This window comes from Planctobacterium sp. R6, from assembly GCF_055755215.1.
In genome coordinates, this window is record NZ_JBVTQY010000003.1 from 67,662 (window position 1) to 84,565 (window position 16,904).

The 16,904-nt window shown below is 49.1% G+C and carries 9 protein-coding genes; 4 read left to right on the forward strand and 5 right to left on the reverse strand.

Annotated features, from left to right (window positions below; all coding sequences use genetic code 11):
- Positions 1 to 105: 105 nt before the first annotated feature.
- The gene (locus AC0J20_RS03220; RefSeq protein WP_473020577.1) at positions 106 to 5,736 is read right to left on the reverse strand and encodes a two-component regulator propeller domain-containing protein; all 5,631 of its coding nucleotides are present in this window, start codon (positions 5,734 to 5,736) and stop codon (positions 106 to 108) included.
- 209 nt (positions 5,737 to 5,945) lie between these two features.
- Between AC0J20_RS03220 and AC0J20_RS03225 the strand changes: the two genes are divergently transcribed.
- Entirely contained in the window at positions 5,946 to 7,487 is a 1,542-nt protein-coding gene (locus AC0J20_RS03225; protein ID WP_473020579.1) for a response regulator, read from the forward strand.
- Between the two features lie 83 nt (positions 7,488 to 7,570).
- Here the strand turns inward: AC0J20_RS03225 and AC0J20_RS03230 are convergent, their stop codons facing one another.
- Positions 7,571 to 9,211, reverse strand: coding sequence for a S8 family serine peptidase (locus AC0J20_RS03230; protein WP_473020580.1), 1,641 nt, complete (start codon positions 9,209 to 9,211; stop codon positions 7,571 to 7,573).
- A 614-nt stretch (positions 9,212 to 9,825) separates the two neighbouring features.
- Between AC0J20_RS03230 and AC0J20_RS03235 the strand changes: the two genes are divergently transcribed.
- Positions 9,826 to 11,742 (forward strand): helix-turn-helix domain-containing protein, encoded by a 1,917-nt coding sequence (locus tag AC0J20_RS03235; protein ID WP_473020581.1) that lies wholly within the window; start codon positions 9,826 to 9,828, stop codon positions 11,740 to 11,742.
- A 2-nt stretch (positions 11,743 to 11,744) separates the two neighbouring features.
- Here AC0J20_RS03235 and ubiB read toward each other — a convergent pair whose 3' ends face one another.
- The 3 genes from ubiB to ubiE are packed head-to-tail and all read right to left on the reverse strand — an operon-like array spanning position 11,745 to position 14,800.
- Positions 11,745 to 13,379 (reverse strand): ubiquinone biosynthesis regulatory protein kinase UbiB, encoded by a 1,635-nt coding sequence (gene ubiB, locus AC0J20_RS03240; RefSeq protein ID WP_229530319.1) that lies wholly within the window; start codon positions 13,377 to 13,379, stop codon positions 11,745 to 11,747.
- Positions 13,380 to 14,024: a ubiquinone biosynthesis accessory factor UbiJ gene (locus AC0J20_RS03245; RefSeq protein ID WP_473020582.1), complete on the reverse strand. Its 645-nt coding sequence runs from the start codon at positions 14,022 to 14,024 to the stop codon at positions 13,380 to 13,382.
- On the reverse strand, positions 14,024 to 14,800 hold the full coding sequence (gene ubiE / locus AC0J20_RS03250; RefSeq protein WP_229530321.1) for a bifunctional demethylmenaquinone methyltransferase/2-methoxy-6-polyprenyl-1,4-benzoquinol methylase UbiE: 777 nt from the start codon (positions 14,798 to 14,800) through the stop codon (positions 14,024 to 14,026). The genes AC0J20_RS03245 and ubiE overlap by 1 nt, the downstream gene beginning before the upstream one ends.
- Positions 14,801 to 14,971: 171 nt before the next feature.
- Between ubiE and AC0J20_RS03255 the strand changes: the two genes are divergently transcribed.
- Together AC0J20_RS03255 and AC0J20_RS03260 are read left to right on the forward strand one after the other, a co-directional pair.
- Positions 14,972 to 16,087 carry a response regulator transcription factor gene (locus AC0J20_RS03255; RefSeq protein ID WP_473020583.1) on the forward strand — a complete coding sequence of 372 codons (1,116 nt, stop codon included), beginning with the start codon at positions 14,972 to 14,974 and terminating at the stop codon, positions 16,085 to 16,087.
- Between the two features lie 120 nt (positions 16,088 to 16,207).
- Positions 16,208 to 16,888, forward strand: a complete 681-nt coding sequence (locus AC0J20_RS03260; RefSeq protein WP_473020584.1) for a TorF family putative porin — start codon at positions 16,208 to 16,210, stop codon at positions 16,886 to 16,888.
- The last annotated feature ends 16 nt before the right edge of the window (positions 16,889 to 16,904 follow it).

A 16,904-nucleotide genomic window follows, 5' to 3' on the forward strand; every position in this document is an offset into this window, starting at 1 on the left:
CAACGCATTTAAGCGTGCCTGTGGCGCTCACCAGACCGGGCTCTTGTTATTGATTGAAAGTGCATTGCAATGAAAAATTTCACCGGACCGGGAAAATCAGGTGCGTTACTGGCTACTTTTCAGTTGTTCCAGCAGGCTTTCCACCCGGTCAAAATCAAATTCATCCAGGGCCTGCAAGGCACTTTCCAGCAGAGTTCGATGTTCGGGCAATAGCGGAAGCAACTGTTCCAGCGTATCTTCAGCCGCCGTATCAGACTCTTTGACCTGAGTTTCCAACAATTCCAGTAATGGGCCGGAAGCCTCGGAGGAAATGTCAGCATCCGACGGCGGGGGCTCAGCCACATCATCAGGTAAATTCGCCATCAACTCAGTGATAGCCTGCGGAATTTCCTGATTTAGATCAGCCAATGCCTGTTGTAACCGGGGCAGCGTATCCATAACCTGTTCGGGATGATGACTGCAAAGCTGTTCCAGCTGGCCAGCAATAGCATACAGCTTCATGGCACCGATATTGCCGGCATTACCCTTGAGGGTATGTGCCAGACGTACCATTTCCTCCTGTTGCTGACTCTCCTGCGCGGTGGCCCACGCAGCCTGAAATACCGGTTGCTGCTCGCTAAACCCCTGAAGCAATTTGATATACAAGCTGGGGTTGTTGGCACAGGTATTCAAGCCTTTTTGCAGATCCAGATGCGACAAGGCAATTTCGTTATTCAGCGGGGCGGATACCGTGGTCACTTCTGGAGATAAAACCTTGCTATCCCCGTCAGTTGCAACAGCAGCGGGCAGCCATTTGGCAATAGTGCTGTACATCTGATTCGGCTCAATGGGCTTGGCGATATGATCATTCATTCCCGCAGCCAAAGCCTTTTCCCGGTCTCCCGCCATTGCGTTGGCCGTCATGGCGATCACAGGTAAACCTTCAGAAATGTTCTGTCGAATCAATCGGGTGGCACTATAGCCGTCTAACACCGGCATCTGACAATCCATCAACACCACATCGAAGCTCTGTACCGCTAACAGGTCTATGGCAGACTGTCCTTCTTCAGCCAGCGTAACCACCACGCCTTTTTGAGTCAGTAGCTCGGTGGCCAATTCCTGATTCAGGGCGTTATCCTCCACCAGCAATATCCGGGTACCATTAAGCTTGCGCCAGTCGACATCTTTTTCACTGTTTTGTTGATGACGGGCAAACTCTCTGACTCCCTGTTGCATGACTTCCTGCAAGGTATTGAACAACACACTGGGAGTCAGGGGTTTATTAAGGACGGCGGAAATCACTAAATCGCCGGTATTTTTCGCATCGTCCTGAGCGAACGGCAACAACAGGATAACTTTGGGTTGCCAGTCTCGGTGATGCAGCGCCGCTGTGCGCTGCAGCCATTGGTTTACCACTTCTCCGTGGTTGTCAGTTTTCATAATCACCAACTCAGGCAAAGCAGCGGATTCAGCCAGAACCCTGTCCAGCTCAGTCACATCCTTGATGGCGGTGACTTGCGCGCCCATGGGCAACAACATATCCATCATCACCTGCAAAGAAGCGGTGCTGGCATCCAGTAATAAAATGTGACATTGCTGCAAGGGGTGCTGCACGGCTACGGTGGCGTTGAGATCTTTGCCACAGTGCACTGTGCAACTGAAGGTGCTGCCCACTCCCGGCGCACTCTCCACCCAAATTTCACCGCCCATCAGGGTAACCAGGTCTTTACATATTGCCAGTCCCAGGCCGGTTCCTCCGTATTTACGGGTAATGGTACTGTCTGCCTGACTAAATGACTGGAACAGGCGCTGTTTTTGCTCGTCCGTCATACCTATGCCATTGTCCTGCACATCAAAGCGCAGTAGCACCGCATCGTCACGATCTTGTTGTACTGCCACCCGAATGACAATTTCGCCATGCAGTTCGGTAAACTTCACGGCATTGTTTCCCAGGTTGAGCAACACCTGCCCCAGTCTGAAAGCATCTCCAATGAGCATGGTGGGTGTGCCCGGCGCGATGGAGAAATAGAAGTCGATTTGCTTTTCCGCCGCCTTAAACCCCATCACATTCGCCAAATTGTGCAAAACGTCTTCCAGGTCGAAAGGCAGGTGCTCGATATCCATTTTGCCGGCTTCTATTTTGGAAAAGTCGAGAATATCATTGATGATTCGCAGCAATGATTCTGCACTGCTGTGAACCTTACTGATGTAATTGTGTTGTTTGCGATTTAATTCTGTCTGCAAGGCGAGATGACTCATGCCAATAATAGCGTTCATCGGGGTGCGAATTTCGTGAGACATATTAGATAAAAAGTCAGATTTAGCCTGAGTGGCCTGCTCTGCTTTATCTCTGGCCTCTTCCAGTGCCGCCTGCAGTTGTCTGGCATCAGACACGTCCAGGTGAATACCAAACATGTGCAGCGCTTTACCACTTTTTGCATCCCGAACAGCCTGCCCGATACTGAGGGTCCATTGCCATTCATTGTGCTTGTTTAACAACCTGAATTCCGCCCGGTAAGTGTCGCTTTTACCTTCTAGGTGCTCGGCAATGCTGGCGGTAGCCCGCTGCTTATCGTCCGGATGCAGAAGTTCCATAAACTTTTCCGGGCTACTGCCAAAGCGACTGTTCAGTTCGTCTGGCTCATAACCCAACATCCGCGCCCAGATTTCACTCACTATCAGTTTGTTGTTGCTTAAATCCAGCTCCCACATGCCTGCATTCGCGCCTTCCATTGCCAATGCCAGGCGCTTTTGCGCTGCTTCTAATTCGCCAAAGGCAATGGTATTTTGCAATGCTACCGATGCGTGACTGGCCACTACCCGCAACATACTCAGATGGGCATGGCTAAATGCATCGCAAACTTCACTTTGCAAAGTGATTACGCCAAGTACACCATCGTGAGTTAACAAGGGTTCACAAATGACCGATTGAGTGGCATGTCCATTCAGGCATTTGCTGCGGTCCAGGCTATGCGCTTGCCATTGCCTGTCGTTTTGCAGTGCGAGCGACTGGCCGTGATTTGCACTCCAGACAGAGGCCAGATCTTTTTCCTGCAATGAAAACCGCGTTCCCGAACTGTCCTGACCATTGCACTGAGCATAGATAAATTCCAGAAAACCGGCTTCCCGGTTGACCATGCCCAAGGCAAAGGTATTGCAATCGATGCCACTGCGCAGTTTCTCAAAAATCGTTTGGGCGATTGTGCTGGCATCAAAGGTCCTGGCGAGATCCCGGCCAACATCCCCCAAAACCAGTATGTCCTGAGTTCGCTCTTCAATCTGGGCCGAGAGGTAACGTTGCACCCTGGCGTGCTGTTGCATTTTATAGCGGTAAGCCAGCAACATAATGATAATCAGAGTCAGTGGAAAAAGCGTCAGAAACCAGAGGCTCTGATACCAGGCAGGATGCACAACAATGTGCAACGTCGCCGGCGTGTCACTCCATACACCATGATTGTTACTGCCCTGAATTTGCAGCTGATATTCGCCAGGTTGCAGGCGACCCAGCGACAGCCTGGTGGCCGGAGAGACAGGGCTCCAGTCATCAGAGTACCCTGTAACCCGGGTGCGATAGCGATTGTCCTCCGGCGCCTGATAATCCAGTGCTGCGTAATGAATCTGAATCTGCTTAAAATGATGAGAAACTTCCAAGGTTTCAGGCACCGGGCTAATAACCCGACCGTCCAGTGTCAAACCGGTGATCACCACAGGCGGTGGTACCCGATTTACATATACCTCTTCAGGCTGGAAACGCGTTAAGCCATCAATGCTGCCAAAATAAATACTGCCATCCTTTGCCATCAGGGCAGAACGGGCCAGAAAATTATTGCTGTGCAAGCCATCATTGACCGTGAAATGATGCAATGTGCCATCCGCGGGTTCCAACTTAAAAATGCCCTGATTGGTGGCCAACCACAGGTAGTCTTGCCTGTCCATCACCAAACTCTGCACCGCGATATCCAGATTTTCACGTTGAATGGCGAAATGCTCAAATTGCTGCGTAGCCGGGTTGTAGCGGTCAACGCCTTTCCGTGTCGCTACCCAAAACTCACCATTTTCGCCCTTCAGCGCCGCATTAAGGGTGTTGTCAGATAATCCGCTGCCGTCCCCCTGATGAAATTGCTTAACCGCATGACTTGTAGTTTTGATGTTAAACAGGCCGTCTCCCACAGTGCCCACCCATATTTCATCCGGTTGGGTCTGAAATATAAACGCCGGATCGACATTGTCCAGGTAGTAACGCAAGCTGTTGTTTACAGGAGACCAGCGAACAATGCGATCATCACCTGAAAGCAGCAACCAGAATTCATTATCGGAAGACAGGGTGTCTGAAGACACTGTAACCCAGTCAAGTGACTGCCGCCCTGGTTGCAACTGCGGGATGACGATGCGTTCAATGCGCGACATATCACCCTGCCACTGGTATAGCCCATTATCAGTGGCCAGATAGGTTTCACCCGACTGACTCTGAGCAAAGTTTAACACCCTGAGCCGATTGAGGTTGTTCAGACTTGCTGTATTCATGTGGGGTGCAAACTGACCTGCGCCATCAAACTTTACCAGGCTGCGGCCGGTGCCCAGCCAGATTTCCCCGGTGTTTTCCTGATGCAGTGACACCACCTGGTTGAACAAGCCGGACAAGGGGTATTCTGCTAAGATGTTGCGCCAGCCTTCAAAGGGTGTGGCATTTTGATAAACCTTGATGACGCCGGAATAGCGGGTCGCTGCCCACAAGATACCGGTAGAATCCTGCATCACCTGACGTACGTCACGATTCTCCAGTAAGCCCCATTGTTGCTCTTCTCCCGCCGGTACAAAGCGTTTTTGTTGCAGATCAAATGTATACACACCGGCAAACGTCGCCAATAACAAAGAACCTTCAACCTGAGTGATACTGGTAATGCTTGGCAGGTTCCCGCCCGGCAGATTATACGTCGTGTACTCGCCACTGGCAGGCTCAAACTGGCCAAAACTGAGTCGCGTTGCCACCCAAATGCGCTGTTCATTGTCCAGGTGTACGGTTCTGACTTCAGGGTGGTCCAATCCCTGCTCAGATGGCGCAAAATGATTAAACGTCTGTGCCACCGGATCAAACTGATTCAGGCCATTGGAGGTACCAATCCACAATGTATTGCTGTGATCTTCGGCAATACTCCAGACGCGATCATGGGCCAGTGAATTGCGGTTGTCCGGATCGTGCTGCCATGCCGTAAAATTATCCTTTGAGGCATTGTAACGATTTAACCCACCGCCGTTGGTACCAACCCATATTTCACCGGCCGCACTTTCAAACAGCGCCTGAACCCGGTCAGCGCTCAATGAGTTGGCCTGGGTGCTGTCATTCTGGTACCGGATAAAAGACTGCGCATCCCGCTCAAACCGGTTAACCCCCCCTCCCCAGGTACCGACCCAGAGTTGATCGGAGGAATCGATCAGCATCACTCCCACACTGTTATTTGACAGTGAATAAGCATCGTCCGGATCGTGTCGAAAGGTATGAAACTCGTAGCCATTGAAGCGCTTGACACCATCGGCACTACCAAACCACATAAATCCCTGACGGTCTTTAGCGATAGCATAAATTTGCGGGTTGGCTAAGCCATTGAACACAGACAGGGTTTCCACTTTGTGCTGCGCAAAAGCAGGTAGCGCAAAGAGCAGAAGGAACATATTGCGCTGCCAGCGTCTTGCCTTAATTTGCTCTACAGCAACGATGAATAGCGATAACGGCCAAAGTCCTTTCACGGTTTTTCTCACTAAAACGGTCCACGATTGATCCCGGCAGAGAAATTCTGACCTGAAAACACTGGTGTCAGATGCTGTTATCCGGCCCGGGGAAAAGGTATCCGCCATTAACAATGCTAAACAAATTAAATAAATGCAAGGTGCAAAAAAACCTTGATTCACAGTGGCGATGCGCCAATAGTAAGAAAACACCCCATGTCGTTGTTTAAAAGGAATCATCAATGCTCTCAGGTAAGCCGCAGGCCAGCTTTTCTGCAAAATCAGTTTTAATTGTGGATCCGGCAGATAATATTCGTGCCACCATCGCATCGATGCTCAAACAATTGGGATTTGTTCATATCCAGCAGGCCGCCAAGTTGAGCCATGCCAATGAAATCCTCGGAAAGAAACCAGTGGATATCATCATATGTGAACAACACCCCCCTGAAGTGGACGGATTGGGATTGCTCAGAAGAGTCCGCAACAGTGACAACATGGCCAATTGTGCATTTGTGATGATTTCCGCGTCGTTAGATCAATCCACCGTTGTTAACGCCGTAAAATCTGGCATATCAGAGTTTATCGTTAAGCCTTTTTCACTGAAAACCTTCAGTGAGCGTCTGCAACGCGCGATCGCCTTACCGATAAAACACCAAAATGCCGCGGTAAAAACAGCTCACCACACTCAAACGGAACCGGAAAACCTGGAAACCACCAGCATTTTAGTGGTGGATGACGTGCCGGATAACATAAAAGTTGTCACCGAAGTAATACGACATGATTACCAGGTTAAAGCCGCCACCAGTGGCGAAAAGGCATTAAAAATTTGCCTATCTGACAGCCCTCCGGATGTGGTACTTCTGGATATAATGATGCCAGACATGGACGGCCTGACCGTTTGTAAGAAACTCAAGTCTCACCCTGCAACTCAACATATTACCGTCATCTTTATTTCAGCGATGGATCAGACTGATGATGTAGTCAGAGGCTTAGAATTAGGTGCCGTGGACTATATCACTAAACCCATCAACCCGAAGATACTGGCCGCCCGGGTGAAAAACCACGTCCGAATTGCACGTGCGGCAAAAAACCTCAGAGAGCAGGTGGATCTCATGGTGGATTACACCCAATTGCGGGCAGAGTTCGACCGGGCATTACAAAAAGACATGAAACGGCCATTTCAGGAAATATCAGACAATCTCAGAAAACTGGATGTCTATTATGATGAGCCCAAAAAAGTCAAAGAAACCACTCAGCATTTAAGGGCAATTTGCTCCACCGCCAATGCGTATGTGGACAACCTGAATATCGTCACCCGGTTGGAAAATAAAGCGCATCAACTCAATGCTATGAACCTTAATTTAGTGGACATGGTAAAACAAATAACGGAACAACTGAGTGAGCTACTCAGGTCTAAAAGCCAAAAATGGCAAATTGATGATGATGCCTTACTGATAATTCAGGCAGAAGACGCCATGGTGCGCATGACACTGATGAACATTATTAAAAATGCGATTGAAGCCTCCGATGCGGGCGCGACAATTAATATCAGTTTTCAGAACACCCCCAAAAGTGTGGTGTGTTTAGTTAATAATCCTGCGGTTGTCGCAACGCCGATGCAGGAGCGCTTTTTTGAAAAGTATGCCACCTGGAACAAACCCGGTGGGACAGGCCTTGGCACCTATGTGGCCAAACTGCTGACCGAAGCGCAGGGCGGTGTCATTCGCTTCGACAGTACAGCTGAGGCGGGCACCACTGTGTATTTGGAATACCCCAAAAAATAAAACACCGGAGCAAACATGCCCCGGTGTTCTGCTACTGAAGGCTTCCCAACACATAAAAGAAGCCCGTCAGACCTTAAACGGTTTTATTGATAGCTGTAGTTCAGGGTAACACCGCTATAGGCTGAGTAGCCCCGAATGCCGATGTGCCAGGTACCCGCAGCAGGATTGTTGAAGGTACAGGTTTCGTTGTTGCCCGCAGTGTAAGGACGACAATCAAAGGTACTGGTAGAAGGCTGCGCACCGAATCGCATGTACAAATCGGCATCACCTGTACCACCTGAAATACTCACTGTCATGGTGGTAACACCAGCAGGGATTTCCCAGGTGTAACGATCCCAGGCGCGGCGTGCACCACTCAGGTCAGACAATGAGCCATTTACCGGATCGACGTCACCGCCGCCGCCACCGCCACCACCAGAGCCGTCACCGTCACAGCCATAGGTGTTCAGGTAATTGTAGGCATCTTCCGACTGCACAATACCGTAACCGTAATAGTTATCACGGCCAGAAGCACCTTTGTCCTTAGAGGTTGCCTGCAGAGCTGAACGAATCTGATCGTCGCTACATTGAGGGAAGAAACTCCATACCAACGCTGCAACACCTACAACGTGTGGCGTTGCCATAGATGTGCCGCTCAACGTTGCATAGGTGTTCGTGGGATAAGTGGAGTAAACGGACGAACCTGGTCCCGCCAACTCTACCTGACTATTGTACTGCGAATAACTGGCGTGATTTTCGCTGGAGCTAACAGCCGCCACCGAAATAACCGCATCATAAGACGCCGGATAGGAGAACGTGCTGTTGCCATCGTTACCCGCTGCGGCAACTAACATGATGCCCTGATCATTAAAACCTTGCATCGCATTCGATTCAGAAGTTGAAGAACTTCCACCACCTAAGCTCATGTTAACAACATTGGCGCCTGCATCCGCACACTGCTGAATACCGGCAATCAGATCAGAAGCAAATGTCCAGTTACCTGAATCATTGAAAATCTTAACCGCGTGAATATCAACACCTGGGTATACACCGATTACCCCTTCGTTGTTAGACAGTGCTGCAATAGTACCGGCTACGTGAGTACCGTGACCATTGCCATCGTTGTACCAGTTACCCACGCTGCCATTGTTGGCAGTACCAGAGGCACCGTTGTTTTGATCAGGCAGATCCGGGTGACCCAGATTGTAACCGGTATCGATAACACAGACTTTACGCGCGCTCAGGTTATTCTGAAACAGCTGATCAGCCTGAACCATGGGGATACCATAAGGGGTGGTTTGCGCTTGCAGATAACGCTTTGGATCCACTTCAGCGGTCGCAACACTGTGATGGTTGGATACAGTATTGAAAGTTTCCTTGTCCATGTTAACAACCATCATCTTATGGCCTTCGATGGATTTTATTGGCGTTGCACCCAGACCGCGTAAAAAGTCAGAGGCTAAGCGGGCATCCAGCTTACCTTCTCTGTCAAACAATGAAACACCATCACCACCTTTAATCGACTCAGCGGTACCAATTACGGCATTGTCTTTAAATACCACGATGTAACGCTGCTGCATTTCAGCAAGGTCAGGGGCACTGTTTAGTGCTTTTGCACTTTTTTCAGCGGCGCTTTTCATCGGTCCTTTCGCAGCATCGAGATCTTGTGCCAGTGTGGAACTGGCAATAAGCGAGAGCGAAGAAATACCTAAACCTAGCAATATTTTATTTAGTTTAAGAGACATCTTTTATTGTTCCTGTCATTGATATTATTTGGATTTATTTCCTGTAACCCCTGACAGTCATTACTGAAACGGCGTAACGGCATCAGGTACTAGCAGGTCGCCGTTTTATTCCCCTGAGACCTCTCTGTTGCATCCCACGGTAAACCGCGAGTGTCGGAGGCTAAATTTTTGGGAAACAAAAAAACGAGTACATTTCTTACCCCATGTACAGCAATTTTGAATGACAATAGCCACCCCTCGCATCTGGTACGACCACAACCAGACAATCCGGAAATATCAGGTATACCATTGATAAATAATGATTTAATTAGTGTCACTTAATGGCGAAACCGGAAAATCGGTTTACTGGACGAAGCATCCCTCGCAAAAAGTGTTTGTAAAGCACAGATTACAAATTCGTCAAAATTTGTAACTTGAAATCTTGGGCAGATTATTGTCTTATCTGGAAAAGGTTATATTTTTTACCTTTCCGTTGTACCTGGGCGCAGGATTGAAAAACAGGAAGGAGCCTTAATCAGATTCAATAGATACAGATAAAAATAACAATAAGAGTTTGCAACAATGCCATCAGAAACCAATAGCCCCCACCAGGCGTTTCAATTAACGTTTCGCGTATGTTGTATTCGATAATGCTCAGTGTGCTGTTAAACATCGCGCTTTACCTGCAACTTGCGTCAGGTACCCTGGAGCAGAGCAAAAACAATCTGCCTGACCGTATCACAGAAATACCCTGGTCGAAGACATTTAGCACGGGTCTGCCAAACCAGTGGCACAGCGTATACAACGACAGCACTAACACAGCGGAATTCGCCTTAGCTAAAACCGCCGACCTCATCCATCAGGAGTCTGCTTACCCGCAAAATGTGGCATGGCTTTATGGGCTTCTGAGTTTTCTGGCCACAAGCTGTCTGCTCTTGATATTTGCCTTGTTGCGGGCCAGATTCAAAATACGCAAAAACAAATTCAGGTTGATGCGATTTCACGCGAAACAGGACAAGCAACAACAAGACATGGCAGAGCAAGAGGTGGTGATACAAAAACTGACCGCCAGTAACCAATTGCTCATGGAAACTCGCGATGCTTTTTTGTATGCCCTGTCTGATGATTTGAGCAACCCGCTTTCTGTGATTAAAAGCAACTACCTTGACTGGTTCCAGCAGGCCCGTTTTGATCAGGACGCACTGGAAAAAGCCCTGGCGACAGAATCCAGCATAGCAAAAATCGAACAACTCATTCAGCACGCCCAGGTGGCAACCAGCTATGTAAAAAGCACGGCCGGCGATCTGCACCCCAACGTCGACAACAGTTGCAATCTGAATCGGGCCCTGACCAGCCTGTTGCAGCATTTTCCCGACACAGAGACACAACACACTATCCGGTTTGATGCGCCTGAACAGATTCACTATATTTTGCCGGTAAAAGATCAGGTGCTGTTGATTTACATCTCTTTTTACCTGCATCTTTTAGTGAAACACATTCCGGCCAGATACGGGTTACAGATCCATTTAGAAGCGCATCAGGAACAACTGGATTTGGTGGTCAGTTCCGATATGCCAGCTGACACCATCAACCCCATACCCGATCCTGAGAGCGAATCTGGCTACTTTTTGATTGCCAGCATGGGTAAACAGCTGGAAGTCAGCACTACCCTGTTTGACAGTGCAACGGGCCCCAGCCTGCTGCGAATTCACTTTCCGGCATACATCACCCAATCAGCAGACAACGGTGGTGCCAGTGATCCTTGTCCGCCACAGATATTTTTTGAGGCCTATCAAGAGCCGGTGTTAAACAAGCCAGGGCCAAACACTGAAAGCCCTAAATGCCTGATTTTAGATCCCTGTCCCGAAATCCAGATGTGTCTGGCACAGCTAATGAGCCAGCACTTTAACTGCAAAGGCATCTTTAACCTGCAAGCCGGACTGAACAAGATCCGTGAATGGCAACCCGACATCATATTAATGGAGCCCATCCAAAGCAGTGGTAACGGCTTTGAGCTGCTGCAGGAACTGTACAGCAGTTCGGCAGAACCCGGTGCGCCGGTGATCTTCATCACTTCCCGGGATACCACAGCGAATCGCTTAAAGGCGCTGGATCTGAACACCCATCTGTTTTTCGGTAAACCCTTTAACAAAGAGCTGTTACTTGAAAGTGCCATCAGGCTGCAGGGCCATCAGGCCAAACGCCAACAATTTCAGGAAATCAAAGAGCATGTGCCTTTTCAGCAATCCCGGGACGCTATCTTTCTGGCCCAACTCAACCGTTTGATTGAGACTCATATCAGCAATGCGGATTTTCGTTTTGAAGATTATTTTGAGCAGTTTGCCCTGTCCAAACGGCAGTTTTTTCGGCGGGTTAACAACCTGACTCGCTGTACCCCGAAACAGTATCTCATTCAAAAGCGCCTGGATCTGGCCCGTCACCTGCTCGGGCGCGGCTGCCTGTTACAGGAAGTCACCCGGCGTTGTGGTTTTAAGAATTCCCAAACCATGCTGAAAATATACCAGGCGCACTTTGGCGAAGAGCCGGTTTGAGGTTAAAGCCGATACAGTTTAAAGAAGGTTTTTAGCCAGCAGCCCGCACCCAGCGCACCGCACAACATCGCACTCCACAGCGGTAATGTTGTGCCGGGGAGTAACGCCGCCAGCACGATGAAGGTGCCCCCTAAAATGGCATACACAATACTCTTGGTATTTTCCCGCTGCTGCACAATCTGTTGTTCATGCCAGTGTTGCTGTTTCTGCGGAAACCGCTTCACTTGCTGCAAACTGTCAAACACCAGTTCCGGCATTTCAGGTAACTTTTCGCTCCAGTATGGCAGGTTGGTTTTGACTTTGCCCAACATTGCCGACCAGCCCATTTGTTGCTTCATCCAGTTTTCTAAAAAGGGCTTAGCGGTTTGCCACAGATCCAATTGTGGGTAGAGTTGTCGACCCAGGCCTTCCACATACAGCAAGGTTTTTTGCAACAACACCAGTTGCGGTTGTACCACCATGTCAAAACGGCGTGCCGTGCTGAACAGTTGCAACAACACCTGACCAAAGGAGATTTCCGCCAGAGGTTTGTGAAAGATAGGCTCACAAACGGAACGGATCGCCATTTCAAAATCATCAATATTCGTGGTCGCCGGCACCCAGCCAGAGTCCACGTGCAGCTCTGCCACTTTGCGGTAATCCGAGTTAAAAAACGCCACAAAGTTCTCCGCCAGGTAGCGTTTGTCTTCCCGGTTCAGCGTGCCGACTATGCCAAAATCAATGGCAATGTATTGTGGTGAAGCCGGATTTTCTCTGGACACAAAAATATTGCCAGGATGCATATCGGCATGAAAAAAACTGTCGCGGAACACCTGAGTAAAAAAGATGTTTACGCCCCGTTCTGCCAGCAACTTCAGATCCGTATTATTGGCTTGCAACTGCTGCACATTGGCCACAGGAATACCGGAGATACGCTCCATCACCAGCACATTCACCCGGCAGTAATCCAGGTAGATTTTCGGTACATACAACTCATCAGACTGTTCAAAATTGGTGCGCAAACGATTGCCGTTGGCAGCTTCACGGGACAAGTCCAGTTCATCGATGATGGTTTTGCGATACTCTTCTACTACCTCCACTGGCCGCAGGCGTCGGCCATCCGGTAAGGCTCGCTGAGCGATTTTTGCCAGCACCCGCATCAATTCGATATCCGCTTCGATAGTTTTTTTGATGTCAGGCCGGGTTACTTTGATGATCACCTGTTGCCCGTCGGTTTTTAAGCGGGCCGTGTGTACCTGCGCAATAGACGCAGAAGCCAGAGGTCGGATATCAAACTCGTCAAACAGTTCGTCTATGGAACCTAACTTTAAGGCTTTCTCAATGAGTTGTTGCGCGATAGCGCCGTCAAATGGGGTTACTTTATCCTGCAACAGTGCCAATTCATCCGCCAGTTCCTGATCCAGCAAGTCCCGGCGGGTGGAAAGCATCTGGCCAAATTTGATAAAAACCGGGCCCAGCGACTCCAGCGCCAGCCGAACCCGCTCACCTTCACTTTTGCGGGGATATTGATTTTGCACCCAAAACAGCGACATTCGAACCACGGAAAAATACCAGGGGCGAAACTGCTGAGGTATGAGTTTGTCCAGTCCGTGCCTGAGCAACACACTTAAAATGGTGTAAATTCGAAATATTCGCACTTAACTGCCCTGTTCTTTTCGCTGTAATTGCTCCAGACGCCGCTGCAGTTGTTGCGTGCGTTGCTGCAACTCACTTACCTGACTACTGAAATCAGCCACCAACGGTGCCGGTGCCACCAGCCTCTTTTCTTCAATCGCGGCATCTTTAACGGTGCTTTCAAGACGTCGTTTAAAGCCTTGCAAACCCTGCCTGACCCGATCTGCAAACTGAAATATCTCATGGGCCAGGACATCACCCGTATGACGGGATACCTGTTCTTCCCAGTCAATATCCAGCGCTTTCAGCAGGTAACTAAACTGCTGCGCAATCTGAATGTCGCCTTCCAGTACCAGCTTATCCTGCTTGATCAACTGGGTAATATTACTGATATTTTGCAGTTCCGGCAGGGTAAACAAGCTGGTCGCGAGATAGCAATCGGATTCGGAAAGGGTGTGCCTGTCAGCTTCAGTCGGTTGTCGCTCTAACACCAGTACATCAACCGAGGTAGAAAACACAAACAATAAATCGCCGGGAAGCTCTGCTAAGGAAACCACCAGGCGTTTACCCTTTAGCTTAGCAATGCGTTGCGCACTGGCATCATCCAGAGACAACAAGCCATTCAGCCCCTGCTCCAACAGCGCTGACACTAACTGCGGCGCTGGCATCAGAACTTGAACCCGCGGTGCAAGGCCACAATGCCTCCGGTGAGATTGTGATAAGTCACCTGCTCAAAGCCCACGTTTTGCATCATGCCTTTCAGGGTTTCCTGGTCCGGATGCATCCGGATAGACTCCGCCAGATACTGGTAACTGTCAGCATCATTGGCCACCAGTTGCCCCATTTTGGGCAAAATATTAAACGAGTACCAGTCATAGAGTTTGCCAAACTGCGGATTTTCCGGTTTGGAAAATTCCAGTACCAGCAGGCGTCCACCCGGCTTTAGCACCCGGAAAATAGAAGCCAGGGCAGCGTCTTTATCGGTGACGTTGCGCAGACCAAAAGCAATTGTCACTATATCAAAGTAATTATCAGGAAAAGGTAAACATTCCGCATTTGCCTGCACCGTTTCCACATTGCCCACAATGCCTTTATCCCGCAGTTTATCCCGGCCAACTTTAAGCATCGAGCCATTGATATCGGCTAATACCACCTTGCCGGATTCACCCACCAGGCGGGAAAACTTGGCCGTCAGGTCGCCGGTGCCACCGGCCAGATCCAGCACCTTCTGTCCACTGCGCACGCCACTGCAATCAATGGTAAAGCGTTTCCACAAGCGATGAATGCCCATCGACATAAAATCATTCATCATGTCGTATTTAGCTGCAACAGAATGAAACACATCAGCCACCATATTGACCTTTTCATTTTTTTCTACCTGCTTGTAGCCGAAGTGGGTTTTATCTTGTGCTGATGGATGCTTTTCTTCAGTGTGTTGTGTCACTTGTTTACCTTAAAATTTTGCTGCTTTGTCTGCCGGAGAACATTTTACCAGAGATTAACGCAACAGCGCATTGATTAAAATAACTCAAAATTTTAGACCTTTGTCTAATTGCTCCGCCCTGATTAAGGTTCACAATGGAAATTTTGCGTGCACCCAAAACAGGGAGTGGTTATGTCTCAGCCCAGAATATGCATTGTAGAGCCGGATGATATTGAACAGGAATTGCTTCAGGGCATGCTGGAAGATGACTACCAGGTTTGTGTGTTTTCCAGTGGCGAGGAGATGCTCAAAACACTGACCCCTGATCAGCCGACGCTCATTATTCTGGAAACCCTGTTACCCGGCCCGACGGGTTACGAGATTTGTCGCATCGTGGAAAAAGACTTTAGTCATTGTTTCACCTATACCATTTTCCTGTCAGCGAAAACCTCTGTAGAAGAACGCATTCGCGGCATGGAAGCCGGTGCAGATGACTATATCAACAAACCCTATGACGTGGTGGAAGTCGCCAGAAAGGTTCACGCTGCCATGGAAATGCTCTGCTCTGCGTCAGGTCTGAAAAAACAGCTGGATTACGCCAGTCACACCGCGTTTCAGGCAATGTCAGCACAAAGTGAAATGGGTGTCATTATGCGTGGCGTCCAGGATGCCAATAAAGCAACCCATTTTGGGGAGCTTTCTCAGGCAATGTTTTCCTGCCTGGCGGAACTCTCGTTAAAGTCCACACTTTATTATGAAGTGCAGTGCAAGCCCCGGTTTGAAGCCTCTGCCGGACGCAACAGCACATCTATGGAACAGGAAATTATCACCGTTGTCAGGCGGTCCGAGCGCATCTGGACCCGAGGTTCCCGCTGTATTTTTACCTTCGGTGATACCAGCTTGCTGGTGCTTAATATGCCCGATGATGAGGAAAAAACCGGACGACTTCGGGATAACCTCTGCTTTTTAATGGAAACCTTCGAAGTCAAAGTCGATGCCCTGAATCAACAACAGGCACTGACCCTTGCCCGAGACTGGCAACATTCCGTCAAAGAGGTTACTCAGCTACTCAATATCGCGTCACAGGATTTGCAACACAGTATCGATGGCAGTACCAAAACCATTCGTAATATGATGAGTGATCTGGAAATGCTGCTACCCAGTCTGGGACTGGAAGAAGACCAGGAAGAACGCATACACCATATCATTGATACCGCCTTTGACGACTACAATCACTCACTGCAAAAAACCGAACAAACCGGTTTAATATTTAATAAAGTCATGTCCAAACTCAAAAATATGCAATAAGCAGCACTTTCTTTGCGCCGCTGAAAACACCCGCCCGGAAAGCGTGAAAAAACCGCTAAAAAAGAGGCAAAAAATCAAAGGTTGCTATAATTAGAGCAAATAACAACCAATTGGTGACCTATGAACGGCCGCTTATTCACACTGTGTTTAATGCTTATGTCGTTCCACAATATCGCCGCAGAACGTTCTGCAACGATTACCCTGGCATCGGATTATTTGTTTAACGGGGTCACCCAAACGGATGAAAAGCCGGCACTTCAGGGCAGTCTGGACTTTGCCGCTGACTCGGGGTTTTATTTCGGCGCCTGGGCCTCCAATGTCGACTTTGGTGACGACACCAATCTGGAAGTAGATTTGTATACTGGCTACTACAATGAGTTACAAGACGGTATTTGGTATGACATCTCGCTACTTTACTACAGCTATCACGGTGGTGATGACAGCAACGACGCCAATTATCTGGAAGTCGCCGCCGCCATCGGCAAAGACAACCTGGAACTGAAATTCTGGTACGCGCCTGATTACGCCGGAACCGGCGCAGGGCATATCATCACGGCCATTTCCTACAGTTACCCCTTCTCTGAACAAACCACCCTGGTGACCACCGTTGACCGTTCACAAAGTCTGGACAGTGATGACTTTGAATGGGAGCCTGGCGATGACAACTACCTGCATTGGCGCATCGGTTCTGAGTTTAGTTTTGACGCCTTTGATGCCAGCCTGAGCCTGGAAGGCACAGATCTGGACACTTATGGCGACACGCGTTTACTCGCAACAATCAGTAAAACCGTAAGCTTCTGAGCCCGGTTAGCACCAA

What these genes read in the sequence shown, in the direction of transcription:
- AC0J20_RS03225 (WP_473020579.1), top strand. Translation starts at nt 5,946, where the DNA reads ATGCTCTCAGGTAAGCCGCAGGCCAGCTTTTCTGCAAAATCAGTTTTA.
- AC0J20_RS03230 (WP_473020580.1), bottom strand. Translation starts at nt 9,211, where the DNA reads ATGTCTCTTAAACTAAATAAAATATTGCTAGGTTTAGGTATTTCTTCG.
- AC0J20_RS03235 (WP_473020581.1), top strand. Translation starts at nt 9,826, where the DNA reads ATGTTGTATTCGATAATGCTCAGTGTGCTGTTAAACATCGCGCTTTAC.
- AC0J20_RS03245 (WP_473020582.1), bottom strand. Translation starts at nt 14,024, where the DNA reads ATGCCAGCGCCGCAGTTAGTGTCAGCGCTGTTGGAGCAGGGGCTGAAT.
- AC0J20_RS03255 (WP_473020583.1), top strand. Translation starts at nt 14,972, where the DNA reads ATGTCTCAGCCCAGAATATGCATTGTAGAGCCGGATGATATTGAACAG.
- AC0J20_RS03260 (WP_473020584.1), top strand. Translation starts at nt 16,208, where the DNA reads ATGAACGGCCGCTTATTCACACTGTGTTTAATGCTTATGTCGTTCCAC.